This window comes from Arthrobacter sp. K41 (genome assembly GCF_059089645.1).
This window is the reverse complement of the sequence record NZ_JBNHEW010000009.1, coordinates 33,517-54,633: the sequence shown is the minus strand read 5'-3', so window position 1 is coordinate 54,633 and position 21,117 is coordinate 33,517. Positions and strand designations below refer to the sequence as shown.

Below are 21,117 nucleotides of genomic sequence, written 5' to 3'. Positions count from 1 at the left end.
CTGCCGCCCGAAGGAGCAATCATGAAGATCCCTGAACCCCGAGGTCCCATCAGCACCGCCCTGTTCCGGGTCCTGGCAGCAACAGCCGGGGCCGGTGACAGCTCCCCCGCCGTTGAGGAACTGCGCCGGCTGGTGGTGACACAGCTGGGCACGGCCACCGACATCATCGGCGACGACGACGTCCAGCTGGCACTTTTCTCCCTCTACGAGCTGCACTACTCCGGCCTTGAAGGTGTCAGTGATGAGTGGGAGTGGGAGCCGGGCCTCATCCAGGTCCGCCGCCTGCTCGAAAGGCCTTTCGAAGAGGCGCTCCGGGCAGCCGCCCAGTCGGCAGCCGGGGAGCTGGACCTCCCCCCTGCCGCGGAAATGACCAGCGACGCCGTGGCCGACGTCCTCTTCGGCCTGGCCGCCACGGACACCGGTCCCAGCGTGTCCCGGTATGTGGCCAAGAAGGCAACCCTGGACCAGCTCAAGGAGTTCCTGGTCCACAAGTCGGTCTACCAGCTCAAGGAAGCGGACCCGCACACCTGGGCCATTCCCCGGCTTACCGGCAGGGCGAAGGCTGCACTGGTGGAGATCCAGGCGGACGAGTACGGCGGAGGGCGCCCGGACCGCATGCACAGCGCGCTTTTTGCCCGCACCATGCGGGGCCTGGGGATGGACGATCACTACGGCGCCTACGTGAACGCCGTCCCCGCCGTCTCCCTCGCGGCGGTCAACATGATGTCCCTGTTCGGGCTCAACCGGCGGCTGCGCGGCGCAATCACCGGGCATCTGGCCATCTATGAGATGACCTCTTCCCAGCCCAACCGGCTGTATGGCAGCGGTTTCCGCCGTCACGGCTTCGACGCCGAGGTGACCCACTACTTCGACGAACATGTGGAAGCCGACGCGGTCCACGAGCAGATCGCCGGCCGCGACCTCGCAGGAGGACTCGTGGAGGCCGAACCCGAGCTGCTCGGGGACGTCCTGTTCGGGGCGACAGCCGTGATGGCCGTTGACGGCAGGCTCTCGTCACACCTTTTAGCGTGCTGGGAGAACGGGCAGACCTCGCTGAGGGCGGCAGTGCCGGCAGCAGCGTGAGTACCACAGCCCTGGGGCAGCCTGCGGAGTACATCCTGCCGCTGCGCTGGACCGATGATTCGGGCCTGCCGGAGCTGGTTGCCTATCTCGAGCGACTCGGCGGGTGGATCCCGGTGACCATCGTGGACGGGTCCGGTCCGGAGCTGTTCGAGCGGCACCGGGACGCTTTCCCGCCTGTTGTCCGCCATATCCGCCCGGAGGGTGCCGGTAACGGAAACGGCAAGGTGGCCGGCGTGATGACGGGCGTCCGGGCCGCCCGGGCGGAACTGCTGGTGATAGCCGACGACGACGTGCGCTACACGCGCGAATCACTCACCGCCGCCGTTAGTCACCTCGCGTCTGCGGACGTTGTGAGGCCGCAGAACTACTTCGATCCCCTGCCCTGGCACGGGTGGTGGGACACGTCCAGGTCCCTGATCAACCGGGCATGGTCGGCAGACTTCCCGGGTACGCTGGCCGTGCGCCGGAGCGCGCTGCTGGCAACCGGCGGCTACGATCCGGTGCTTTTCGAAAACCTGGAGCTGATCAGGACCGTCAAGGCAGCGGGGGGCAGGGAGAAAATCGTTCCGGACCTGTTCGTTGCCCGCACGCCGCCCGAGCCGCGGCACTTCCTCAAGCAGCGCACCCGGCAGGCCTACGACGACTTCGCCCAGCCCCGCCGTCTCGCCGCCGAACTGTCCCTGCTTCCAGCCATTGCCGCCGCAGCCTGCCTTCCAGGAAAACACCGCGGGCGCGTACTGATGGGATTGGCTGCGGCGCCTGTCATTATTGCCGAAATCGGGCGGCGGCGGCACAGGGGGACAACCGTTTTTCCCTTCCGTGCAGTCTGGTGCGCCCCGCTCTGGGTTGCGGAGAGGGCTGTCTGCATCTGGATCGCACTCGCCTTCCGCCTCAGCGGGGGTGTGCCTTACGCGGGGTCGCGGCTCAAGACCGCGGCGCACTCGGAGGCCGAGCTTCGCCGCCGGCACTCGGGAAGACTTGCCGGCTTCCGCCACCAGGAAAACCAAACGACCGCCCCCACCCCCGACCAGGAGCAGCCATGAACCAGGAATCCGCCGACAGCTCGATCGTGGTATGCCCCGACGGGCCGTTGATTGTCCGCGGTGACTTCGAAATAGTGACGCCCTCAGGGGACCCGGTTCCCCGCCAACGCCAGACAGTCGCCCTGTGCCGCTGCGGCGCGTCGGCCATCAAACCCTACTGCGACGGTACGCACAAAATGATCAAGTTCCGGACGGAACCGCCCGGCAGCTGAGGCGCACTCTGCGTCCACCAACGCCTAGAGCGAACCGCGCCCTTGCCGCTCCGGCTCCCGGCCGCGATGCCGCTAGGCTGAAGTCAACCCGTTTTCCGCCCGCAAGGAGTACTAAGAATGAACCTTTTCATCAAGCTGCTCGGCACCGGTGTGAGCCTGGGCGCCGGCTTCGCCGGAACCAAGCTGGTCAACACCATCTGGGAAAAGACCACAGGACGTAAACCGCCCACCGGCAAGGACGAGGACATCCCCACGAGCCTGCAGTCCGCGCTGACGTTCGCGCTGATCTCGGCGCTGGTCAGTACCGTCATCCAGGTCCTGGCAAACCGCGGTACCCAGCGGGCCATCACCCGGTTCGCCAAGTCCAAGGACATCGTCTGAGCTGACGGGGCTGCCCGGCAGTTATTTCCTGGAGCCGTCGCCGGAATCGTCCTCACGGGCGGTTTTAGCGGCGGCTTTTTGCACTACTGCCTCCAGCTCGTCGGACGTCAGCAGTTCCCGGTGCAGGTGCTTGGTGCGGTAACCCGACCGGCCCACCATGTGGGCGGATACCGGTACCGTCAGAAGCTGGAAAATCCAGGCCACGGCCAGCACGGGCCACACCCACCAGGTGCGCATCTGCAGGCCAATGGCTCCCAGCAGCAGGAACAGCCCCAGAACCTGGGGCTTGGTGGCGGCATGCATGCGGCTTAGGAGGTCCGGGAAGCGCAGCAGGCCGACTGCGGCCCCCAGCGACAGAACAGCCCCCGCCACCATAAAAACGGCGGACACCAGGTCAGTCCAGAAATCCATGGAGGTGGCTTCAGGATTCACCCGGCACCTCCCTTCGGTCGGCCACGAAACGGGCGACAGTCACAGACCCCAGGAAACCGATGATGGAGGTGGCCACCACCAGCATCAGGTTGTTCAGGTGACGGTTCACGGCCATGTCCACGCACAGGGCGCCGCCGAGGATTGCCAGCAGGACGTCCGCTGCGAGCACACGGTCCAGCAGCGAGGGTCCGCGTGCGATCCTGATGATGGCACCGCCCGCGGCGAGCGAAAAGATCACGGCGGTGAGGACCAGCACAGTCTGCATCATGCGGCTGCCTCCATTCGGACTGCATCGAGTTCTTCCTTCGTGCCCATGATCCTGATCAGCCCGGCTTCGATGGAACGCACCTCATTCCTCAGGTTTTCAACATCCGCTGCGGAGCTGATGTTCAGGCCGTGCAGATAAAGGGTGGACGTGGACCTGTCCACTTCTACCACCAGCGACCCCGGGATCAGGGAAATCACATGCCCGGTGGCGGTGACCATCAGGTCTTGGTGGCTCCGCAGCGTCACGGCCACCACGGCGTTTTTCACCTTCGGACCGCGGGCCACTGACAAGTACAGGACCTGCGCACTGGCAACCACCACCTTGGCCAGGAACACAAGCGCGAAGGGAACGGCGTAGAGGACGTTGAACCGGCCGCTGAGTTCCACTGGCGGCAGGTAGAACAACCTGGCCACGGCAACGGCCAGCAGCGCACCGAACAGGAGGTTCCCGGGGCTGAAGTCCTGCCACAGCGCACCCCAGACGATGACAAGCCACACCAGGAGGGGAAGTTCCTGGCGCAGGGAAATCCGCCGGCGGCTCATTTGCCTCCTCCGGACGTCAGGACCATTGGAACAACGGTGTCCTCTCCCAGGACCGCCTGGATGTAGGAGGACCTGTCCAGCATGTCCTCCGCCGCGTGGTCAGAGACCGTGAACAGCGGACCCGCGAAAACTGTCAGCGCGACACCAAGGACCACGAGTCCCAGGGTGGATCCCACCATGGTGCGCGGCAGGAGGGTTACGGTGTTCCGCTTGGCTCCCGGGCCGGCAACCCGCGCCAGGGGCGGCGCCAGCAGTACGGGGTCCGGATGCTCGGCATCGGCCGGGCTGCGCCAGAAGGCACGGTTCCAGACCCGGGCGATGGCAAGCAGCGTGAGGAGGCTGGTGAGGACGCCGCCGATGACCAGGGCATATGCCAGCGGCGTGCCCAGCTCAATGCCGGCCTGCATCAGTCCCACCTTCCCCAGGAACCCGGAGAACGGCGGTATGCCGGCCAGGTTCATGGCGGGCACGAAGAACAGCAGCGCCAGCAGCGGCGACAGTTTGGCGAGGCCGCCCAGGCGGTCCACCGATGAACTTCCGCCGCGGCGCTCGATCAGGCCGGTCACCAGGAAGAGGCTGGTCTGGATGGTGATGTGGTGCGCCACGTAAAAGACGGCCGCGCCCAGTCCTGCCGTGGAGGACATGGCCAGGCCGAACACCATGTAGCCGATGTGGCTGACCAGTGTGAATGAAAGCAGACGTTTGATGTCATTTTGGGCCAGGGCACCGAGTATTCCCACCACCATGGTCAGCAGGGCCGCCACCATCAGCGGCGTATTGAGGGTATCGCCCGGAAAGAGCAGGGTTTCAGTGCGCACCATGGCGTAGACGCCCACCTTGGTGAGCAGGCCTGCGAACACGGCGGTGACCGGCGCGGGGGCGGTGGGGTACGAGTCCGGCAGCCAGAAGGACAGCGGGAAGACTGCCGCCTTGATGCCGAAGGCCACCAGCAGCATGACGTGCAGGAGCGTTCTGGTGCCCTGGTCCAGTTCCCCGAGCTTGATGGCGAGGTCCGCCATGTTGACGGTTCCCGTGGCGCCGTAGACCATGGCGATGGCGATCAGGAACAGCACGGACGACACTACTGACACCACCACGTAGGTCACCCCTGCCCGGATCCTCGGCCCGGTGCCGCCGAGGGTCATCAGGACGTAGCTTGCGGTCAGCAGGATCTCGAAGCCCACGTAAAGGTTGAAGAGGTCACCTGAGAGGAACGCGTTGGAAACGCCCGCCACCAGGATCAGATAGGTGGGGTGGAAGATCGAGACCGGCGCGTCCTGGTCGCCGTCGGCCATGCCCTGCCCGGTGGCATAGACCAGGACGGCCAGGCTCACTGCCGAGGAGACCACCAGCATCAGGGAGGAGAACTGGTCCACCACCATCACGATGCCCCACGGGGGCAGCCAGCCGCCGATGGTCACGGAGGCAGTTCCGCCGTCCCAGACCGAGGCCAGCAGGAAGCATTCCAGGAGGAGGGTGAGGGACAGCAGCGCAATGCTGACCGCCTGCTGCGCCCGTGCGTGCCGGATCAGCAGGAATGTCAGGGCAGCGCCCAGGATGGGAAGGACGACGGCGAGCGGGGCAAGGCTTGCAAGATTCATTGTCCGGCTCCTTCCGGGCCGGTGGCCACGTTTGTGGAGCCTGGTCTTTCTTCTGCGGCCGCGCGTTCGGCCGGCAATTCAAGGCCGCCCACCAGCACTGTCGCCACTGGGAACTCGGAAGTTTCGGCGGGGATCTCCGCGTCATCCTCGGCATCGAAGCTGGGCGTAACCGCCACACGGAGGTCTTCCACGTCGTCCTGGATTTCATCCTGGCGGGCCAGCACCCATGTGCGGTAGATGATGCCGAGCATAAAGGCTGTGACGGCGAAGGAGATCACGATGGACGTCAGGATCAGCGCCTGGGGAAGCGGATCGCTGTAGTCCCGGGCGGCGGTGTCCTTCGCGTACAGCGGGGCCAGCCCGGCATATCCCCCGGTTGCCAAAATCAGCAGGTTGGTGGCGTTCGCCAGGAGCATCAGCCCCAGCAGCACGCGTGTGAGGCTGCGTTCCAGGAGCAGATATATACCGCAGGCGTACAGGGCGCCCATGACAATCAGCAGGGTCAGGTTTACGCTCATGCTTGGCCCTTTGTGGTGGTCTCGGCGGGGAAGCCTTCGGGCTCCCGGCTGGGTACGGTCGCGGCACTGCGGGTGGTATCGGCGTCCGGGCTTTCTGCCTCGGAATCCGGACCGTCCTCGGTGACAGCGCCGGCCGGGGCGGCGGACCGTTCTTCAAGGTGCTCGTCGATTTCGGCGCCCAGGCTCCGCAGGACATCCAGCACCAGGCCCACCACGACGATGTACACGCCGATATCGAAAATGGTGGAGGTGACGAACTTGATGTCGCCGAATACCGGCAGCCAGAGTTCGATGATGGCCGTCTGGAACACCTGGCCGCCCAGCAGCAGCGGCGCCACCCCGGAGGCAGCGGCAACCGCCAGGCCGACCCCCAGCAGGGCACCGGCGCTGACCGGTGTGGCCTCTCTCAGCTCGAAGCGCCCGCCGGCAAGGTAGCGGATGGCAAGGGCAAGGCCTGCGGTGAGGCCGCCGGCGAAGCCTCCGCCCGGGAGGTTGTGCCCGGCCAGCAGGAGGTACAGCGAGAAGATGATCATGGAGTGGAAGATCAGCCGGGTAACCACCTCGAAGATGATGGAGCGCCGTTCCGGTGCCAGCGTCCGGCCCGCCACGATCCACGCGTCCCGTGCTGCCGCTGCGAATTTCCGGCTGACCGCGAGCGCTGCGGCGTCCCTGGTGCTCGGGTTGACGGGGCGGTAGCGGCCCACGGTGCCGGCGGCAACGGTGGCGGAGTTCCTGATCCGGTCGCCACGGCCCCGGATGAAGATGAGGCTTGCCACGCCGGTGGCGGCCAGGGCAAGGACGGTGATTTCACCGAAGGTATCCCAGGCCCGGATGTCCACCAGGGTGACGTTGACAATGTTTAGCCCCCCGCCGCCCTCGTAGGCAAGGCGCGGAAATTCCAGCGAGACGGGGACGGCTGTCCTGGCACCCATGGCGTAGATGGCGGCGAAGACCATGGTGACGCCGAAGCATAAACCGATGATGACCCGCACTACGCGGTATTTGCCGCCGGTCCGGTCCCGGAGCTCCGGCGGCAGGCTGCGCAGCGCCAAAACGAAGGCCACCAGGACGATGGTTTCCACCAGCATCTGCGTCAGGGCAAGGTCAGGAGCGCCCTGGAGCGCAAACATCAGGGCGATGCCATACCCGGTCACGGAGACCATCAGTACCGCGAGGAACCGTTTGTTCGCTTTGACCGCCGCCAGGGCGCCGATCACGATTCCCGCGCCGACCACAAGCTGCAGCGGGGAGCCGGGGTCCACAAGGTAGATGCCCGGCGGAAGGGGCTTGCCCGCCAGCAGGATGGCCGAGAGAGGCAGCACAAAGGCCACGCTGAGGATGACGGCAAGGTAGTAATACAGCGAACCGCGCTGGGTGCGTCCCGTGACCCAGACCGCCACGTCGTCCAGTGCGCCGATGGTGTACTGGTAGGCCTTGTCCCCGTCCACCCACCCGGGGACCAGGGACTGGGCCCGCGAGACAGCGTTCCGGCCGAAGTACATCGCCAGGCCAAGTGCGAAGGTCAGGGCGGTCAGGCCAAGCGCGGGCGTGAAGCCGTGCCACAGCGCCAGGTGCCCCGCCTGCTCACCGGGGGTGCCGGCGTCGGGAGCGGAAGAAGCAAACAGGGCCGCATACGGCTGGATCCACGAGTCCACCGGGACGGGCCAAAAACCGTAGACGATGGTCAGGAGACTGAGGATGGCCGGCGCGGCCAGGAAGGAGGGCCTGACGGCCTTGAAGGGCGTGCGCTCCACTCCCGGCTTGACCGCGAATGCGCCCCACATAAAACGGGCGCTGTACGCAAAGGTAAGGACGGATCCCAGGACCAGCCCGGCCAGGACCACCATCCCCCACGGCCCGGCGGCGGGGGCACCGGCGTGATGGACGAACGCTTCCAGCACCGATTCCTTCGCCACGAAACCTCCCAGGAAGGGTACCCCTGCCATGGACGCGGCGCCTATGCCCGCCACAATGCCCAGGGCCCGGGAGGACCGGAAAACGCCGGAAAGCCTGCGGACGTCGCGGGTACCTGACTGGTGGTCGATGATGCCCACCACCAGGAACAGCGTGGCCTTGAACAGGCCATGGGCCAACAGCATCGCAAGGCCGGCCAGGGCTGCGTCCGGTGTACCCAGGCCCACCACCATGGTGAGGAAGCCGAGCTGGCTCACCGTGCCATAGGCGAGGATGAGTTTGATATCGGTCTGCCGCAGCGCCCGGTACCCGCCCACCAGCATGGTCGCCAGCCCGAGGCCAAGAACCACCGGCTGCCAGTAGGGCGTCCCGGCGAAGCCCGGGGCCAGCCGCGCAACAAGGTAGATGCCCGCTTTGACCATCGCCGCGGCGTGCAGGTAGGCACTGACCGGTGTAGGAGCGGCCATGGCCCCCGGGAGCCAGAAATGGAACGGCACAAGGGCCGACTTGGTGATGGCGCCTGCCAGGATGAGTACGACGGCGGCGCTCACCATGGTGCCCGAAGGTCCGGCCACCAGCGCAGGCGCCTCCTGCAGGATGTCCGAGACGCGGTAGGTACCGGCTGCGTAGCCGAGCATGATCAGGCCCACCAGCATGGCCAGGCCACCGGCGGTGGTGACCATCAGCGCCTGCAGCGCCGAGCGGCGGGCCGCCAGACGGGTGCGGGCGAATCCGATCAGGAGGTAGGACAGGATGGTAGTGAGTTCCCAGAAAATGAACAGCAGCAGGAGGTCGTCGGCCGCCACCAGGCCGAACATCGCCCCGGCGAAGGCAAGGAGCTGGGCTCCAAAAGCACCGAGATCCTGGTCCGTCGGTTTGAAGTACCGCGCGCAGTAGACAAGGACCAGCGAGCCGACACCCAGCACCAGCAGGGACATGACCCACGCCAGGGCATCCATCCGGAAGGCGAACTCAAGCTGAAGGCCTGGAATCCAGGGAACCACCTCGGCGATGGCTCCCCGGCCCGAATAGACAGGTCCGTGCTGTAACAGCAGCCAGATGAAGGAGACCCCGGGAACCGCCGCCAGTGCGTAAAAAGCGTTGCGGCCCCAAATTTTGAAAAGGAACGGCGCCACCACAGCCACCGTAAAGTGCACGGCAAGGACTGTGATCACTGATATCTCCGCAACGTCAGGGTGTCGATTATCAAAAGTTGGAGCTGGCGGTCATTCGTAAGGTTCGGGAGGGCCCAGTTTATCAAGGCTCTGCCGCCGCTTCCTCAGCCTGTGATGTATCCTGTGCCCGCATTCCCCGGCCTCACAAGCCTGAAGTCCCCTGCCTGTTCGCCACGGGCGGATACGATGCATCGTATGAACAGCGCCAGCGCTCCAGGGGCCACGCACCCGTCCTCGGAACTCGAATCCGGGAATCAGGCAACCAGCAAAGGCCGGGTCCTGGCTTGGGCATCCTGGGACTGGGGGTCGGCGGCCTTCAACGCTGTGATGACCACGTTCGTGTTCACCGTGTACCTCACCTCCAATGCCTTCGGCGGGGAGGACCAGGCCTCAGCGGTCCTGGGCGGGGCACTGGCCGTTGCCGGCTTGGCGATTGCGCTGCTGGCTCCGGTTACCGGGCAGCGCTCGGACGCCGGCGGGCGGCGCAAGCTGTGGCTGGGAGTGAACACCGCCGCCGTCGCCATCCTTACCGCGCTGTGTTTTTTTGTATTCCCGCGGCCCGAATTCCTCCTGCTGGGAGTGTCACTCATCGCCCTGGGCAACGTGTTCTTCGAATTTGCAGGCGTTAACTACAACGCCATGTTGGCCCAGGTCTCCACACCGAAGAACATCGGGAAGGTCAGCGGATTTGGCTGGGGCGCGGGCTATCTGGGTGGCATCGTCGCGCTGTTGATCGTCCTGCAGCTGTTCGTCCAACCCAGCTTTGACTGGTTCGGGGCCTCCACCGAGGAAAGCCTGAACATTAGGCTCGTTGCCGTCTTCTCGGCCCTGTGGTTCTTCGTCTTCGCCCTGCCGGTGTTGTTTGCCGTGCCTGAGCTGCCGAAGGCGCCGCAGGCACGGCGGCTGGGAATCGTGGCCAGCTACGGGCTGCTGATCCGGAGGATCAAGGCGATTTATGCCACGAGTCCGCACACCATCTACTTCCTGCTGGCGAGCGCAGTCTTTCGTGACGGGCTTGCAGCGGTCTTCACCTTCGGCGGCATCATCGCCGCGGGCACTTTCGGTTTTGAACTGTCGCAGGTCATCTTCTTCGCGATCTTCGGGAATGTGGTCGCCGCTGTGGGCGCCATCATCGGAGGATTCCTCGATGACAGGATCGGCCCCAAGGCCGTGATCGTAGGCGCCCTGGCAGGGCTGCTGACCGCCGGCACCGCCATCCTGGTCCTGGGAAACGACAGCTACAACTTCTTCGGCATTGAGTGGCCCGGCGCTACCACCTTCTGGGTGTTCGGGCTTTTCCTCTGCCTGTTTGTGGGGCCCGCCCAGTCCTCCTCGCGGGCGTACCTTGCCCGCCTTGCACCGCACGGCGAATCCGGTGAACTCTTCGGGCTCTACGCGACGACAGGCCGCGCCGTCAGCTTCCTGGCGCCGGCGCTCTTCACCCTCTGCATCACCCTGGCCACCCCGCTGGTGGCGCCGGGCGAAGCACAGCGCTGGGGCATTTTGGGAATCATGGTGGTACTCCTTGCCGGGCTCCTGGTGCTGCTGCCAGTTAAGTCGCCGGGCAAGGCGCCCATTGCGGTAGTCCCGGCGGCCTAATCCTCCGGCACTCCTTCCCGCGCGCCCTTGGTTCAGTAATAGGTATTGACCCCGACTGTTATCGATCACATACTGGTGGTGATTGACCATCTGAATCCTTTCAATGACCAGGAGCACCACCATGGAGCAGGCGCCGCAACGCCCCCGCGCGGGAATCATCGGAACGGGCGGCATAGCCCACGCCCATGCAGAAGCATTGGAACTCGCGGGCGCGGAGCTTGCTGTCGCTGTCGATATCGACGCAGACCGGGCAACAGCATTTGCGGCGAAGTTGGGGTTCGCACAGACGGCTCCCAGCCTCACTGCTGCCGCAGAAGCGGGACTGGACGTCGTGGCCGTGTGCACACCCCCGTCGTCACACGCCTCCCTGGCCCTGGAGGCCCTGTCCCTTGGCCTGAACGTGGTGCTCGAGAAGCCCCCGGCGCTCTCACTGCGGCAGATGCGCGAATTGCAGGAGGCCGAACGCGCATCAGGCAAGCACGTCAGCTGCATTTTCCAGCACCGCTTTGGCAGCAGCGCGCGGAAACTTGCCCTGCTGCAGGATTCCGGAGTCCTCGGCAATCCGCTCACCGGCTTCTGCAACACCTTGTGGTTCCGAGACCAGGAGTATTTCGATGTTCCGTGGCGTGGCCTTTGGGATGTCGAAGGCGGCGGTCCAACGATGGGTCACGGCATCCACCAGTTCGATCTGCTGCTCCACCTCTGGGGCCCGTGGCAGGAAGTTAGCGCCTTCGCCGGCAGGCTCGCACGCCGCACGGAAACCGAGGACGTTTCCACCGCCATCGTTCGTTTCGAATCCGGCGCCCTTAGCACCGTGATCAACTCTGTCATATCACCGCGGGAAACCTCCCAGCTACGGTTCGACTACGAAAATGCCACCGTGGAACTCGAGCACCTCTACGGCTATGACGACGCCCACTGGCGCTTCACCCCGGCCCCGGGGCAGGAACATCTCTCCGATCTCTGGACGGACGGGCAGGCCGTCATACCCAGCGGTCATCCCGCGCAGTACGCGCACATCGTCGACGCCATCGGCTCGGGCCGGGTGCCGCCCGTCACGCTTGCCGAGGCCTACCCCACGATGGAACTCGCAGCCGCAATCTACGCTTCCGCCATCACCGGCAAAACCGTGCGCCGCGGGGAAATCACTGAAGGAAACCCCTTCTTCGACCGTGCTGACGGCCGGTTCGAACCCTGGAAACTTGAAAAGAGCAATGCATGAGCGCCGGGCCCTCCGCAAGCCACCTCAGCTGGTCTGATGACGGTGCCGCCGTCGCAGTCTCACTCGACGGCGTGCCCGTCCTGACGTACACCTATGCCGCCGACGATCCCCAGGTGGAGTCGCCGCGGCCGTATTTCCATCCGGTCCGTACCGCGGCGGGCGACCTCGTGAGCGCCTACCGCCCGCATGACCACGTGTGGCACAAGGGCATTGCATGGTCGCTGCCGCACCTGGGGGCGGACAACTTCTGGGGCGGGCCGAGCTACCGCCGGGGCCAGGATTACCAGTGGTTGCCGAACAACGGTGCCATGCGGCACGGTGAGATCCGCCAGGCAGCGGACGACGGCGGAAGGTTCATTTTTGCCCATACGCTGCAGTGGATCACGCAGGCGGGGGTGTCCGTCGTTGAGGAGGAAAGGTCTTTCCAGGTAGTGCCCGGCGGAGACGCCAGCTACACCCTGGTCTTCGACTCGGTCATGACCAACGTCTCCGGCAGGGACATCCATGTCGGGTCGCCCACCACAGAGGGGCGGGACAACGCCGGGTACGGCGGGTTGTTCTGGCGCGGTCCCCGGTCCTTTGCCGGCGGAACCATCATTGGGCCGGGCGGGGCGGCGGGTGAAGAGTTGCGCGGCCAGCGCGCACCCTGGCTTTCCTTCGTTGGCCAACACGATGAAACCTGCCGCTTCTCCACCGTGGTCATGGTTGACGACCCCCACAGCGCCCACCCCCAGCCCGAATGGTTTGCCCGGTCTGAGCCCTTTGCCTGTATGGGGCCGGCTCCATTTTTCAGCCGGGAAGTTTTGTTTGAGGCCGGTTCCACTGCGCGCTACCGGTACGGCGTAGTCATCGCCGACGGCGGGGCGGACGCAGCCCGGGCGGAAGCGCTGGCCACTGCAGCACGCGACGTCCTTGCTGGTGCCTCTGCACCCCGGGCGGGCCGGTGAACGGCGCACAGGACACACCTCCTGCAGTTCCCGGCTTTCCCGGAGGTACCGCCGTGACCGGCCTGCGGGTCTATGACTGGGAGGCCGCGGACGGTTTGTGCGGCGGCTCCCCGCACCTGCACACCGTTTCCTCGGAGGCCTATCTGGTAACGGGCGGAGCCGGCCAGGTCCACACCATCACCATGGATGGTGTGGCCGAGCACAGCCTGGCCGCCGGGTCGCTGTTATGGTTCAGTCCCGGCACTGTGCACCGCCTGGTCAACACGGATGCGCTCACGCTCAACGTGATCATGTCCAACGCCGGCCTGCCTGAAGCCGGAGATGCCGTGCTGACCTTCCCGCGGCCCGTCCTGCTGAACCCGGACCTTTATGCCGAGTACGCCGTACTTCCCGCCGCCGCTGACCAGCAGATGGTTGCTGCGGCTGCACGCCGGCGGCGGGACCTGGCCCTGGAAGGATACGAGGAACTTCGAAGGTCTGTCCGGCAGGACGGACCGGAGGCCCTGGCCGGGTTCCATCGCCTCGCCGCCGCACTGGTCCGCCCGAAAGTTGAACACTGGAAGGAGCTCTGGGCGGCAAACGTCCGCAGCCAGGCGGACGCCACCGGGCAGGCCCTGCAGGAACTCCAGGACGGCTCGGCGGCCTCCATGGCAGGGGCGGCAGTGGCCCGGGCCCGGCAGCGGACCGGTGAAGGCTACGGCATGTGCGGGCACCTGACCACGTGGGATGATTCCAGGCTGTGACGAACTCCCCAGCCGGGCCGCAGCAGCCCGTCCGCGCCGCCACTATCTACGAAGTGGCCCGGCTCGCGGGGGTCTCGCATCAAACGGTTTCCCGTTACATGGCGGACCCTTCCAAGCTCAAGGCGGCCACCGCGCAGAAGGTGGAGCAGGCTATGGCGGAACTGAAATACTCGCCTAACCTCACCGCCCGTTCCCTGCGGACCAAGGCCACGTACCGGCTCCTGGCCCTCGTGCCCGGCGGCTCCCCCTACTTCCCGTCCCGGATGCTTAACGGCGCGGCCGCCACCGCCCGCGCGGCCGGCTACCAGCTCGACGTCGTGGCCCTTGAAAGTACCGGGCCCGAGCGCACGGCGCGGCTCCGCGGAATCCTCGACGGCGGTCCCTACGCCGGGATCCTGTCATTCGTGCCGATTCCGGGCAGCGACCTCCTGCAGGCCCAGGGACTCATCCCCGTGGTAATCGCCGGGGAGTACGACGACAAGATGCGGGGACAGGGCAGGATAGCCGACGGCTCCGCGGCGCGGGCGGTCGTGGCGCACCTGGCCGGTTTGGGGCACCGCCGCATTGCCCACATCGCCGGACCCCAGGAGTGGCCGGCTGCGCGCAACCGCCTGGCCGTGTACCGGCAAGCCGTCAGTGACGAAGGCATCGAGGACGGGGGCGTTGCCCACGCTGACTGGAGCTCCGCCTCCGGTTATTCGGCAGCCAGGACGCTCATGGCCGATACCTCCATCACCGCCCTTTTCGCCGCGAACGACCAACTGGCCATCGGCGCCATGCGGGCGCTCCACGACCTTGGCCTCCGCGTGCCCTCAGATGTGAGCGTGGTGGGGTGGGACAACCAGCCGGAGTCCGCCTTCCTGGTGCCCTCGCTGACCACGGTGCAGATGGAGCTGGAAGCCCAGGGAAGCAGCACAATAGACCAGCTGCTCGCCGCACTTACCCCTGATGCACCGGCTCCCCCGGAACCTGGCCCGACAGGCATGCGGCTGGTCCTGCGGGAATCCTCAGGTCCGCCACAAGAAGGTCACGGCAGACTAGGCTTAACCCATGAACGTGGATGAGACGGACCTTCCGGGCCTCGGCCGTCGGAAGGACTTCATGACAGCATCCGGCCGCCGGATTGGCGTTGTGGAGCTGCGGGAAGGCCAGACGGAACTTATCGTTTCCACCTGGGACGACCCCGATACCTGCCAGGCATCGATTCCCCTGACCGGGGACGAAGCTGCGACCCTCGGGAACCTCCTGGGCGGGCAGCACCTTGCCATGAAGCTCACCGAAGAACATAAGGACGTGCCCGGCATTGTCACCCGGCAGTTCTCGATCGCCCCCGACTCCCCGTTCCAGAACCAGCCCATGGGGAAGGCCTGCATCCGCACCCGTTGCGGGGTTTCCATCGTGGCCATCATGCGCGAAGGCGAGGTGCTCCCTTCGCCGGGACCCGACGTCGTCCTGCACACCGGTGATCTGCTGGTAGCAGTCGGCACCCAGGAAGGCCTCGATACGGCGGCCGATATCCTGCGTCACGGATAAACGTGATGGACCCGCTGGCCCTGACCCTCATCGAACTGGGGGCCGTTGTGTTCTGCCTGGGCCTGTTGGCCAGGCTGGCCGGACGGATCGGAATGTCACCCATCCCGCTGTATCTCCTGGGCGGGCTCGCATTCGGCGCCGGCGGGATCATCAAGCTTGAAGGTATGCACGAGTTCGCACACCTCTCCGGGGAAATCGGCGTCATCTTGCTCCTGCTTATGCTCGGACTGGAATATACCGCCGCCGAGCTTTTCACGGGACTCCGCCGCTCCTGGCAGGCCGGCGTGCTGGACCTGGTCCTTAATTTCGCGCCGGGCGCTGCGCTCGCCCTGCTGCTGGGCTGGGGCGGGGTGGGCGCAATGGTGATGGGCGGGGTCACCTACATCTCCTCATCGGGCATCGCTGCGAAGGTCATCACGGACCTGGGCCGGCTGGGTAACCGCGAAACTCCGGTGGTGTTGTCCATCCTTGTCTTTGAGGACCTGGCCATGGCGGTCTATCTTCCCGTCCTCACCACCATCCTTGCCGGAGTCAGCTTTCTCGGCGGCCTCACCACGGTGGGCATCGCGCTGGCCGTCGTCAGCCTGGTGCTGATGGTGGCCCTCCGCCACGGGCACCACGTGTCCAAGGCTGTGCACAGCGAAAACTCCGAGGTGTTCCTGCTCAACGTCCTGGGCGCTGCACTGCTGGTGGCCGGTCTCGCTTCGGCCATGCAGGTGTCCGCGGCTGTGGGGGCTTTTATGCTCGGCATCGCCATCTCCGGCGCCACCGCCCACAACGCCACCCGAATCCTTGAACCGTTGCGGGATCTGTTTGCCGCCATCTTCTTTGTGGCGTTCGGTCTCAACACGGACCCTTCGTCCATTCCCCCGGTGCTCGGCTGGGCACTCGTGCTCGCCCTGGTCACGGCAGCAACAAAAATGGCAACGGGAATCTGGGCGGCCAAGCGCATGGGCATCGCACGCCCCGGCCGCTTCCGCGCCGGGGCCACCCTGATAGCCCGCGGCGAGTTCTCGATCGTCATCGCCGGTCTGGCCCTCGCGTCAGGTGCGATCCCGGAGGAACTTGCCGCACTGGCCACCGCCTATGTGCTGATTATGGCCGTGGTGGGGCCGCTGGCGGCACGGTTCGTGGAACCCCTGGTGAAGTCCGTGCTGCCGTCCGCGGGCGTTGCCGCGAAGGCGTGACAGCAGTTGGCGTGGCCGCCTAAATTGACGTGCGGTGGAAGTTCAGGTGGCTGCGGCTGGCTGTAGGCCCGCGCTGGCCCTGGTAGCGGTTGCCGTAGTCGCCCTGCCCGTAGGGGTAGGCGGCCGCGGACGTGAGCCGGAAGAAGCACAACTGGCCGATCTTCATGCCCGGCCACAGCTTGATGGGCAGCGTTGCCATGTTCGAAAGTTCCAGGGTGACATGGCCTGAGAAGCCGGGGTCGATAAAGCCTGCGGTGGAGTGCGTCAGCAGCCCCAGCCGGCCCAGGGAGGACTTGCCTTCCAGCCGGGCAGCGATGTCGTCAGGGAGCGTAACGGTTTCATAGGTGGAGCCAAGGACGAACTCGCCCGGGTGCAGGATGAAGGGTTCGTCCTGCTCCACTTCCACGAGGCGCGTGAGCTCGGGCTGCTCCTCTGCCGGGTCAATGTGCGCGTACTTGTGGTTGTCGAACAGACGGAAGAATTTGTCGATCCGGACATCCACCGACGACGGCTGCACCATCGCAGGATCGTAGGGTTCCAGCACGATCCGCTGGGAGTCTATTTCGGCACGAATATCGCGGTCAGAGATCAGCACCGTCCCAAATTACCGTACTGGTTATCCCCACCTGCATTCTTTCGTTGTTCAAGTAGTCCTATGGGGCTAGTGTTGCCTCAGTGATTCAGGCGCCGGATGGTCTCCCGGATGGCCCAACAGAGCTGGGGATGTTTGTGAATAGATTTGTCGCGCCCTCCTTCATTGGCGTGGTTTGCGCGTTGGCGCTGGTTTCCTCGTCTGCGGGTACAACCCCCTTGCCGCTTGCGGCAAGCCAGGCGGCAACCGCCGGTCCCCGCAGTGTCATCCTGGGTCCCGCCGGCCTGCACGACGGCGGTGGAACTTCCCCGAATGACAGCACGGCCGCGTCCACACTCACCCCCGCCGTGGAACCGGACGTTCGTTCGACATCACCGGCCGCAGTGGCGGGCACGGTGCCGGAGCCGGCTGCTGAGGTTCCCCCCGTAGAAGCCATGCCGGCACCTGCACCGGCCGCCACCCCTGCTCCGGTGGCACCGGCCCCCGAAGTCCCGTCCATCCCGCCGCTTTGGGCTCCGGACGAGGAATTGGCTGCGCCGTCCCAGCGCCAGGCAGCCCCTGAATCTGCTGCCGCCTCCGCCCTGCCCTCTACGGAGGCCCTGGTCCCGGACAGCAACGCGGCAGCTGTTTTGACCGTGTTCAACAGAATCAATGAATACCGTGCATCCAAGGGCTTGAACCCGGTGAAGTACCACCCCACGGTGGCAGGGTTGGCGCAGGACTGGTCCGACAACATTGCCTCGCGTGAAGTTATCGAGCACCGGGCTAATTTTTGGACCGACCCCCGGGCGATGAATCCCAACAACGGCGCCGGTGAAGTCATTGCCATCCGCACCGACCGTGACGCCGCCCAGCTGGTGGAGTGGTGGAAGGGTTCCCCCGGCCACAACGCCATGCTGATTGATCCGCGCTTCAACGTCATGGGTGCCGGGATCAGCTACACGGACCGCACGTATCAGATTTGGGGCGTGGTGAACTTTTTTGGTTACACCACACTGCCGGCAGGCACCGTCAACTCGCCCGGCGGGACGGGGTCGGGCGGCACAGGGCCCGGCGGGGCTTTCCCGCCACCGGCGCCAACCGTGTGCGACGCTCCGGTCAGGCACATGCCGCCAACCCTTGACCTCTCTGCCGCAGCCATCAAGGGGCCCGGCGATTTGGTGACTGTGGACTCAGCAGGCCAGCTGCTCGCCCGTACTGTCACCGGTGTACGCACCTATTCCGCGCCGAAGGTGGTTGGGTCGGGCTTCGCCGGTGCCAAGGAAGTTTTCACCACCGACTGGGACCGCGACGGCGCTTACGACCTCCTGACGCAATGGAACAGCGGCACTCTTACCCTTCATCGCGGTATACAGAGCGGTGGCTTCCAGCCGTCCGTGACCCTTGGAAGTGGCGGCTGGGAAACCCTCACCCTGGCAGTGGGTGGCTGGTGCGCCAACAACCGGATGCCCCAACTCCTTGCCCTGGACTCCGGCGGCGGCCTCTACCTGTATCCGAATAAGGGGCTGGGGGACCTTTCGCAACGTGCGCCGATCGGCAACATCGGCGCAGCGAGGAAGCTGTCCATGGTGGATTACGACGCCGACGGGTTCCAGGATGTCCTGGCGCTGCGGACTGATGGATCAGTGCAGCTCCACCGCGGCTGGGGCACCACCGCCCTGCGTGCCGAGGCGAGGGCCACCGTGGCCACGGGCTGGGGCGATGTCACGGGCATCCGGGCGCTGCGGGAGGTCACCGGCCTGAACTCCACCGGCCTGTCCCTGCGCAGGGCCTCGGACGTAGTGCAGTTCTGGGACCTGAGCTCAGGAAGTCTCCTGTCGCCGTCGAACATCGCTGGCCCCTGGGCGGGGCAGCGGCTGGCGCAGTAGGAGCCTAAAGGGCCGGCTGGAGCTCCATGACGTCCTCGAGGCGCTCCAGCTGGGCCACCTCCGAGCTGAGATTCCGCTGGGCCATGCGGCTCAGGAACCCAAGCCTGTGCAGGAAACCGAACCGGCCCTCGGGCCAGAATTCGAGGGCGAAACGGACGCGGGTCCCCGATGCCTCGGTGCTGAGGTAGTAACCGCCCACGCGCTGTCCCAGGCCTGAGGTTACCCGGAACTGGATTTCGGCCCCTGGCCTGGCTTCGGTAATTTCCAGGTCCGCCGGAATGCTCAGCCCGGACCGTCCTGCCACCATCTTCCGGTACACAGCGCCTTTGGTTCCGGCGGAACCCTTGTGCAGCTTGACGCTGCGGACCGACTCGCGCCATGCGGGAAGGTTTGTCGCGTCGAGCAGGTACTGGTACACAGCCATGGCGTCGCGCTGGATGAGGACCTCATGCTCTGCGAATGCCATCGGGATCTTTCATGGTTGACGTCTGCCTGCGGCAGCTGCACCCCCCGGCACCGCAGCTACCCGGAACAGGTTAGCCCGCGCTCCCCCGCCCCCGCCTAGCCAGGACACGGTACGTTACTGAAGAGTTACTGGATGACGGCCAGTGACCGGACACGGCCGGCCCCTCCCCGCGGCTTGGGCGGCTGCCCGCTACTTCTGCGCTAAGCTATGTTCTGCCCCTGAAACGGGGCGATGCGGCTGTAGCTCAATGGTAGAGCGCTAGCTTCCCAAGCTTGATACGCGGGTTCGATTCCCGTCAGCCGCTCCAATCAGTCTCCGGCTGCAGCCCGCCGGGTGATATGCACAGGCCGGCGCCGGTCCTTCAAATCAACCCTCAGCATCAGCGAGCCCTTTCGGGCCAGGACGACGGCTACTGTCAGGGCGGCGAGGGCCGGAACTCCTCCGGCCACGAGCAGGGCCAGGTGCGGGCTGGCGTGCTCCGAGAGCCAGCCGAGCATCGGGCCGCCGATCGCCTGTCCGCCGATCAGCACCATGATGTACAGGCTCATGACCCGGCCCCTGATGCCCATGTTTGAGCTTACCTGGACGAGCTGGTTGGACCCGGTGAGGAACATCAGGCACCAGAATCCGGAGAGCACCATCACTGCTCCGAACACGGGCATCGACGGCGCGAAGGCCGCTAGGCAAAGCATGACGCCGTACATGCCGGCGCAGAACACTACCGAACGCAGCCTCAGCTGCCGGCGCCGGGTGGACGCCACTGCTCCTGTCAGCGCCCCGAGCGCCACGAGGGCGTTCAGCAGCCCATAGCCTCCCGCGCCGACGTCGAACACGTGATCGGCAAAAGCCGCCAGCACTACCGGCAGGCTCATGGCAAAAACCGCAATGAACCCGGCCATCAGCCACGGCCAGTAGATAGTCGGTTTACTGAGTGCATAGCGGAGCCCCTCACGGAGCATGCCTTTGCTCTTAGGGGCAGGGGCACTGACGAACAGGCGGTCCTTCCGCAGGATCAGGAGCATCACAACTGTTGTACAGCAAGCTACGGCGTTGCCGGCGAATGCCCACCCTGCCCCAACTGCCGTCAGCAGCCATCCGGCGAGGGCAGGACCAATAAGGCCGCCCAGCTGGAAGGTGGTGGAGTTGACGCTGATCGCATTGCGCAGGTACTTCGGACCAACCAGTTCGTTGACGAACACCTGCCGGGCCGGCTGGTCCAGCACGGTGACCAGGCCGAGGACCAGGGCGATGACGTATACGTGCCAGACCTCGACAGCACCGGTCAGCGCGAGAACCGCGAGCGCCCCTGCGAGCAGCGCGGCCATGCTCTGGCACAGGATCAGGATCTTCCGTTTCGAAAACCGGTCCGCCACCATGCCGCCCCAGGGTCCCAGCAGCAGGGAGGGCAGGAACTGCAGCGCCACGGTGATTCCCACGGCCGTCACGGAGCCGGAAAGCTGCAGGACCATCCAGTCCTGGGCGATGCGCTGCATCCAGATGGCGATGACCGCGATGAAGTGCCCGATGGCAAAGATACGGAAGTTGGGAACACGCAGGGAGATGAAGGTGTGCTTCCACGGAAGGCGTTCAGGGACGACGGCGAGGGGCTGGGTCTGGTGGCCCGGCGGGGCGGAGCCGGCGGAGTCGATAACGGGCTGGGTGACGGTTGCCGATGACGGCGGTGGGGGTGCCACAGGAGTGTCCTCAAATTGCGGTGGGTCCGGGATGCGCTTAACGCTAGGCTTGGGGCACCCGATTATGGGGACGTATCGTCCCTATAACTCGTATTGC

The 21,117-nt window shown here is 65.7% G+C and carries 21 protein-coding genes and 1 tRNA gene; 13 read left to right on the top strand and 9 right to left on the bottom strand.

Annotated elements, in window-relative coordinates; translation table 11 throughout:
* The first annotated feature begins 21 nt into the window (after positions 1-21).
* From AC5RTE_RS16440 to AC5RTE_RS16425, 4 genes are all read left to right on the top strand, one after another.
* Positions 22-1,083: an iron-containing redox enzyme family protein gene (locus AC5RTE_RS16440; RefSeq protein ID WP_494042447.1), complete on the top strand. Its 1,062-nt coding sequence runs from the start codon at positions 22-24 to the stop codon at positions 1,081-1,083.
* On the top strand, positions 1,080-2,126 hold the full coding sequence (locus AC5RTE_RS16435) for a glycosyltransferase family 2 protein (protein ID WP_494042446.1): 1,047 nt from the start codon (positions 1,080-1,082) through the stop codon (positions 2,124-2,126). Before AC5RTE_RS16440 ends, AC5RTE_RS16435 begins: the two co-directional genes overlap by 4 nt.
* Entirely contained in the window at positions 2,123-2,338 is a 216-nt protein-coding gene (locus tag AC5RTE_RS16430) for a CDGSH iron-sulfur domain-containing protein (RefSeq protein WP_494042445.1), read from the top strand. The genes AC5RTE_RS16435 and AC5RTE_RS16430 overlap by 4 nt, the downstream gene beginning before the upstream one ends.
* A gap of 117 nt (positions 2,339-2,455) precedes the next feature.
* The gene (locus AC5RTE_RS16425) at positions 2,456-2,719 is read left to right on the top strand and encodes a DUF4235 domain-containing protein (protein ID WP_494042444.1); all 264 of its coding nucleotides are present in this window, start codon (positions 2,456-2,458) and stop codon (positions 2,717-2,719) included.
* A gap of 21 nt (positions 2,720-2,740) precedes the next feature.
* On the opposite strand, the gene mnhG is transcribed toward AC5RTE_RS16425, so the two are convergent.
* From mnhG to AC5RTE_RS16395, 6 genes are read right to left on the bottom strand one after another with little or no spacing between them, the layout of a single operon-like run.
* On the bottom strand, positions 2,741-3,151 hold the full coding sequence (mnhG, locus tag AC5RTE_RS16420) for a monovalent cation/H(+) antiporter subunit G (protein ID WP_494042443.1): 411 nt from the start codon (positions 3,149-3,151) through the stop codon (positions 2,741-2,743).
* Complete coding sequence (locus AC5RTE_RS16415) at positions 3,141-3,419, bottom strand: MrpF/PhaF family protein (protein ID WP_494042442.1); 279 nt, start codon at positions 3,417-3,419, stop codon at positions 3,141-3,143. Before AC5RTE_RS16415 ends, mnhG begins: the two co-directional genes overlap by 11 nt.
* Positions 3,416-3,961 (bottom strand): Na+/H+ antiporter subunit E, encoded by a 546-nt coding sequence (locus AC5RTE_RS16410; RefSeq protein ID WP_494042441.1) that lies wholly within the window; start codon positions 3,959-3,961, stop codon positions 3,416-3,418. Before AC5RTE_RS16410 ends, AC5RTE_RS16415 begins: the two co-directional genes overlap by 4 nt.
* Positions 3,958-5,562, bottom strand: coding sequence for a Na+/H+ antiporter subunit D (locus AC5RTE_RS16405; protein WP_494042440.1), 1,605 nt, complete (start codon positions 5,560-5,562; stop codon positions 3,958-3,960). Before AC5RTE_RS16405 ends, AC5RTE_RS16410 begins: the two co-directional genes overlap by 4 nt.
* Positions 5,559-6,080 carry a Na(+)/H(+) antiporter subunit C gene (locus AC5RTE_RS16400; RefSeq protein WP_494042439.1) on the bottom strand — a complete coding sequence of 174 codons (522 nt, stop codon included), beginning with the start codon at positions 6,078-6,080 and terminating at the stop codon, positions 5,559-5,561. The genes AC5RTE_RS16405 and AC5RTE_RS16400 overlap by 4 nt, the downstream gene beginning before the upstream one ends.
* Entirely contained in the window at positions 6,077-9,169 is a 3,093-nt protein-coding gene (locus AC5RTE_RS16395) for a Na+/H+ antiporter subunit A (RefSeq protein WP_494042438.1), read from the bottom strand. Before AC5RTE_RS16395 ends, AC5RTE_RS16400 begins: the two co-directional genes overlap by 4 nt.
* 195 nt (positions 9,170-9,364) lie before the next feature.
* Between AC5RTE_RS16395 and AC5RTE_RS16390 the strand changes: the two genes are divergently transcribed.
* The 7 genes from AC5RTE_RS16390 (at position 9,365) to AC5RTE_RS16360 (ending at position 16,400) form a co-directional block, all read left to right on the top strand.
* Positions 9,365-10,768: an MFS transporter gene (locus tag AC5RTE_RS16390; protein WP_494042437.1), complete on the top strand. Its 1,404-nt coding sequence runs from the start codon at positions 9,365-9,367 to the stop codon at positions 10,766-10,768.
* 103 nt (positions 10,769-10,871) lie between these two features.
* Positions 10,872-11,990 carry a Gfo/Idh/MocA family protein gene (locus tag AC5RTE_RS16385; RefSeq protein ID WP_494042436.1) on the top strand — a complete coding sequence of 373 codons (1,119 nt, stop codon included), beginning with the start codon at positions 10,872-10,874 and terminating at the stop codon, positions 11,988-11,990.
* Entirely contained in the window at positions 11,987-12,937 is a 951-nt protein-coding gene (locus tag AC5RTE_RS16380) for a DUF6807 domain-containing protein (RefSeq protein WP_494042435.1), read from the top strand. The genes AC5RTE_RS16385 and AC5RTE_RS16380 overlap by 4 nt, the downstream gene beginning before the upstream one ends.
* A 53-nt stretch (positions 12,938-12,990) precedes the next feature.
* Entirely contained in the window at positions 12,991-13,680 is a 690-nt protein-coding gene (locus AC5RTE_RS16375; protein WP_494042434.1) for a cupin domain-containing protein, read from the top strand.
* The gene (locus AC5RTE_RS16370; RefSeq protein ID WP_494042433.1) at positions 13,677-14,744 is read left to right on the top strand and encodes a LacI family DNA-binding transcriptional regulator; all 1,068 of its coding nucleotides are present in this window, start codon (positions 13,677-13,679) and stop codon (positions 14,742-14,744) included. Before AC5RTE_RS16375 ends, AC5RTE_RS16370 begins: the two co-directional genes overlap by 4 nt.
* On the top strand, positions 14,731-15,213 hold the full coding sequence (locus tag AC5RTE_RS16365) for a cation:proton antiporter regulatory subunit (protein WP_494042432.1): 483 nt from the start codon (positions 14,731-14,733) through the stop codon (positions 15,211-15,213). The genes AC5RTE_RS16370 and AC5RTE_RS16365 overlap by 14 nt, the downstream gene beginning before the upstream one ends.
* A gap of 5 nt (positions 15,214-15,218) precedes the next feature.
* Positions 15,219-16,400 (top strand): cation:proton antiporter, encoded by a 1,182-nt coding sequence (locus tag AC5RTE_RS16360; protein ID WP_494042431.1) that lies wholly within the window; start codon positions 15,219-15,221, stop codon positions 16,398-16,400.
* Between the two features lie 19 nt (positions 16,401-16,419).
* Here the strand turns inward: AC5RTE_RS16360 and dcd are convergent, their stop codons facing one another.
* Positions 16,420-16,995 carry a dCTP deaminase gene (dcd, locus tag AC5RTE_RS16355; RefSeq protein ID WP_387547836.1) on the bottom strand — a complete coding sequence of 192 codons (576 nt, stop codon included), beginning with the start codon at positions 16,993-16,995 and terminating at the stop codon, positions 16,420-16,422.
* Between the two features lie 128 nt (positions 16,996-17,123).
* Between dcd and AC5RTE_RS16350 the strand changes: the two genes are divergently transcribed.
* Positions 17,124-18,860, top strand: coding sequence for a CAP domain-containing protein (locus tag AC5RTE_RS16350; protein ID WP_494042430.1), 1,737 nt, complete (start codon positions 17,124-17,126; stop codon positions 18,858-18,860).
* 4 nt (positions 18,861-18,864) lie between these two features.
* Here AC5RTE_RS16350 and AC5RTE_RS16345 read toward each other — a convergent pair whose 3' ends face one another.
* Positions 18,865-19,326 (bottom strand): SRPBCC family protein, encoded by a 462-nt coding sequence (locus AC5RTE_RS16345; RefSeq protein ID WP_494042429.1) that lies wholly within the window; start codon positions 19,324-19,326, stop codon positions 18,865-18,867.
* Positions 19,327-19,559: 233 nt separating this feature from the next.
* On the opposite strand from AC5RTE_RS16345, the gene AC5RTE_RS16340 reads away from it, so the two are divergent.
* Positions 19,560-19,633, top strand: a tRNA-Gly gene (locus tag AC5RTE_RS16340).
* A gap of 1 nt (position 19,634) precedes the next feature.
* On the opposite strand, the gene AC5RTE_RS16335 is transcribed toward AC5RTE_RS16340, so the two are convergent.
* Positions 19,635-21,020, bottom strand: a complete 1,386-nt coding sequence (locus AC5RTE_RS16335; protein WP_494042428.1) for an MFS transporter — start codon at positions 21,018-21,020, stop codon at positions 19,635-19,637.
* Positions 21,021-21,117 lie beyond the last annotated feature (97 nt).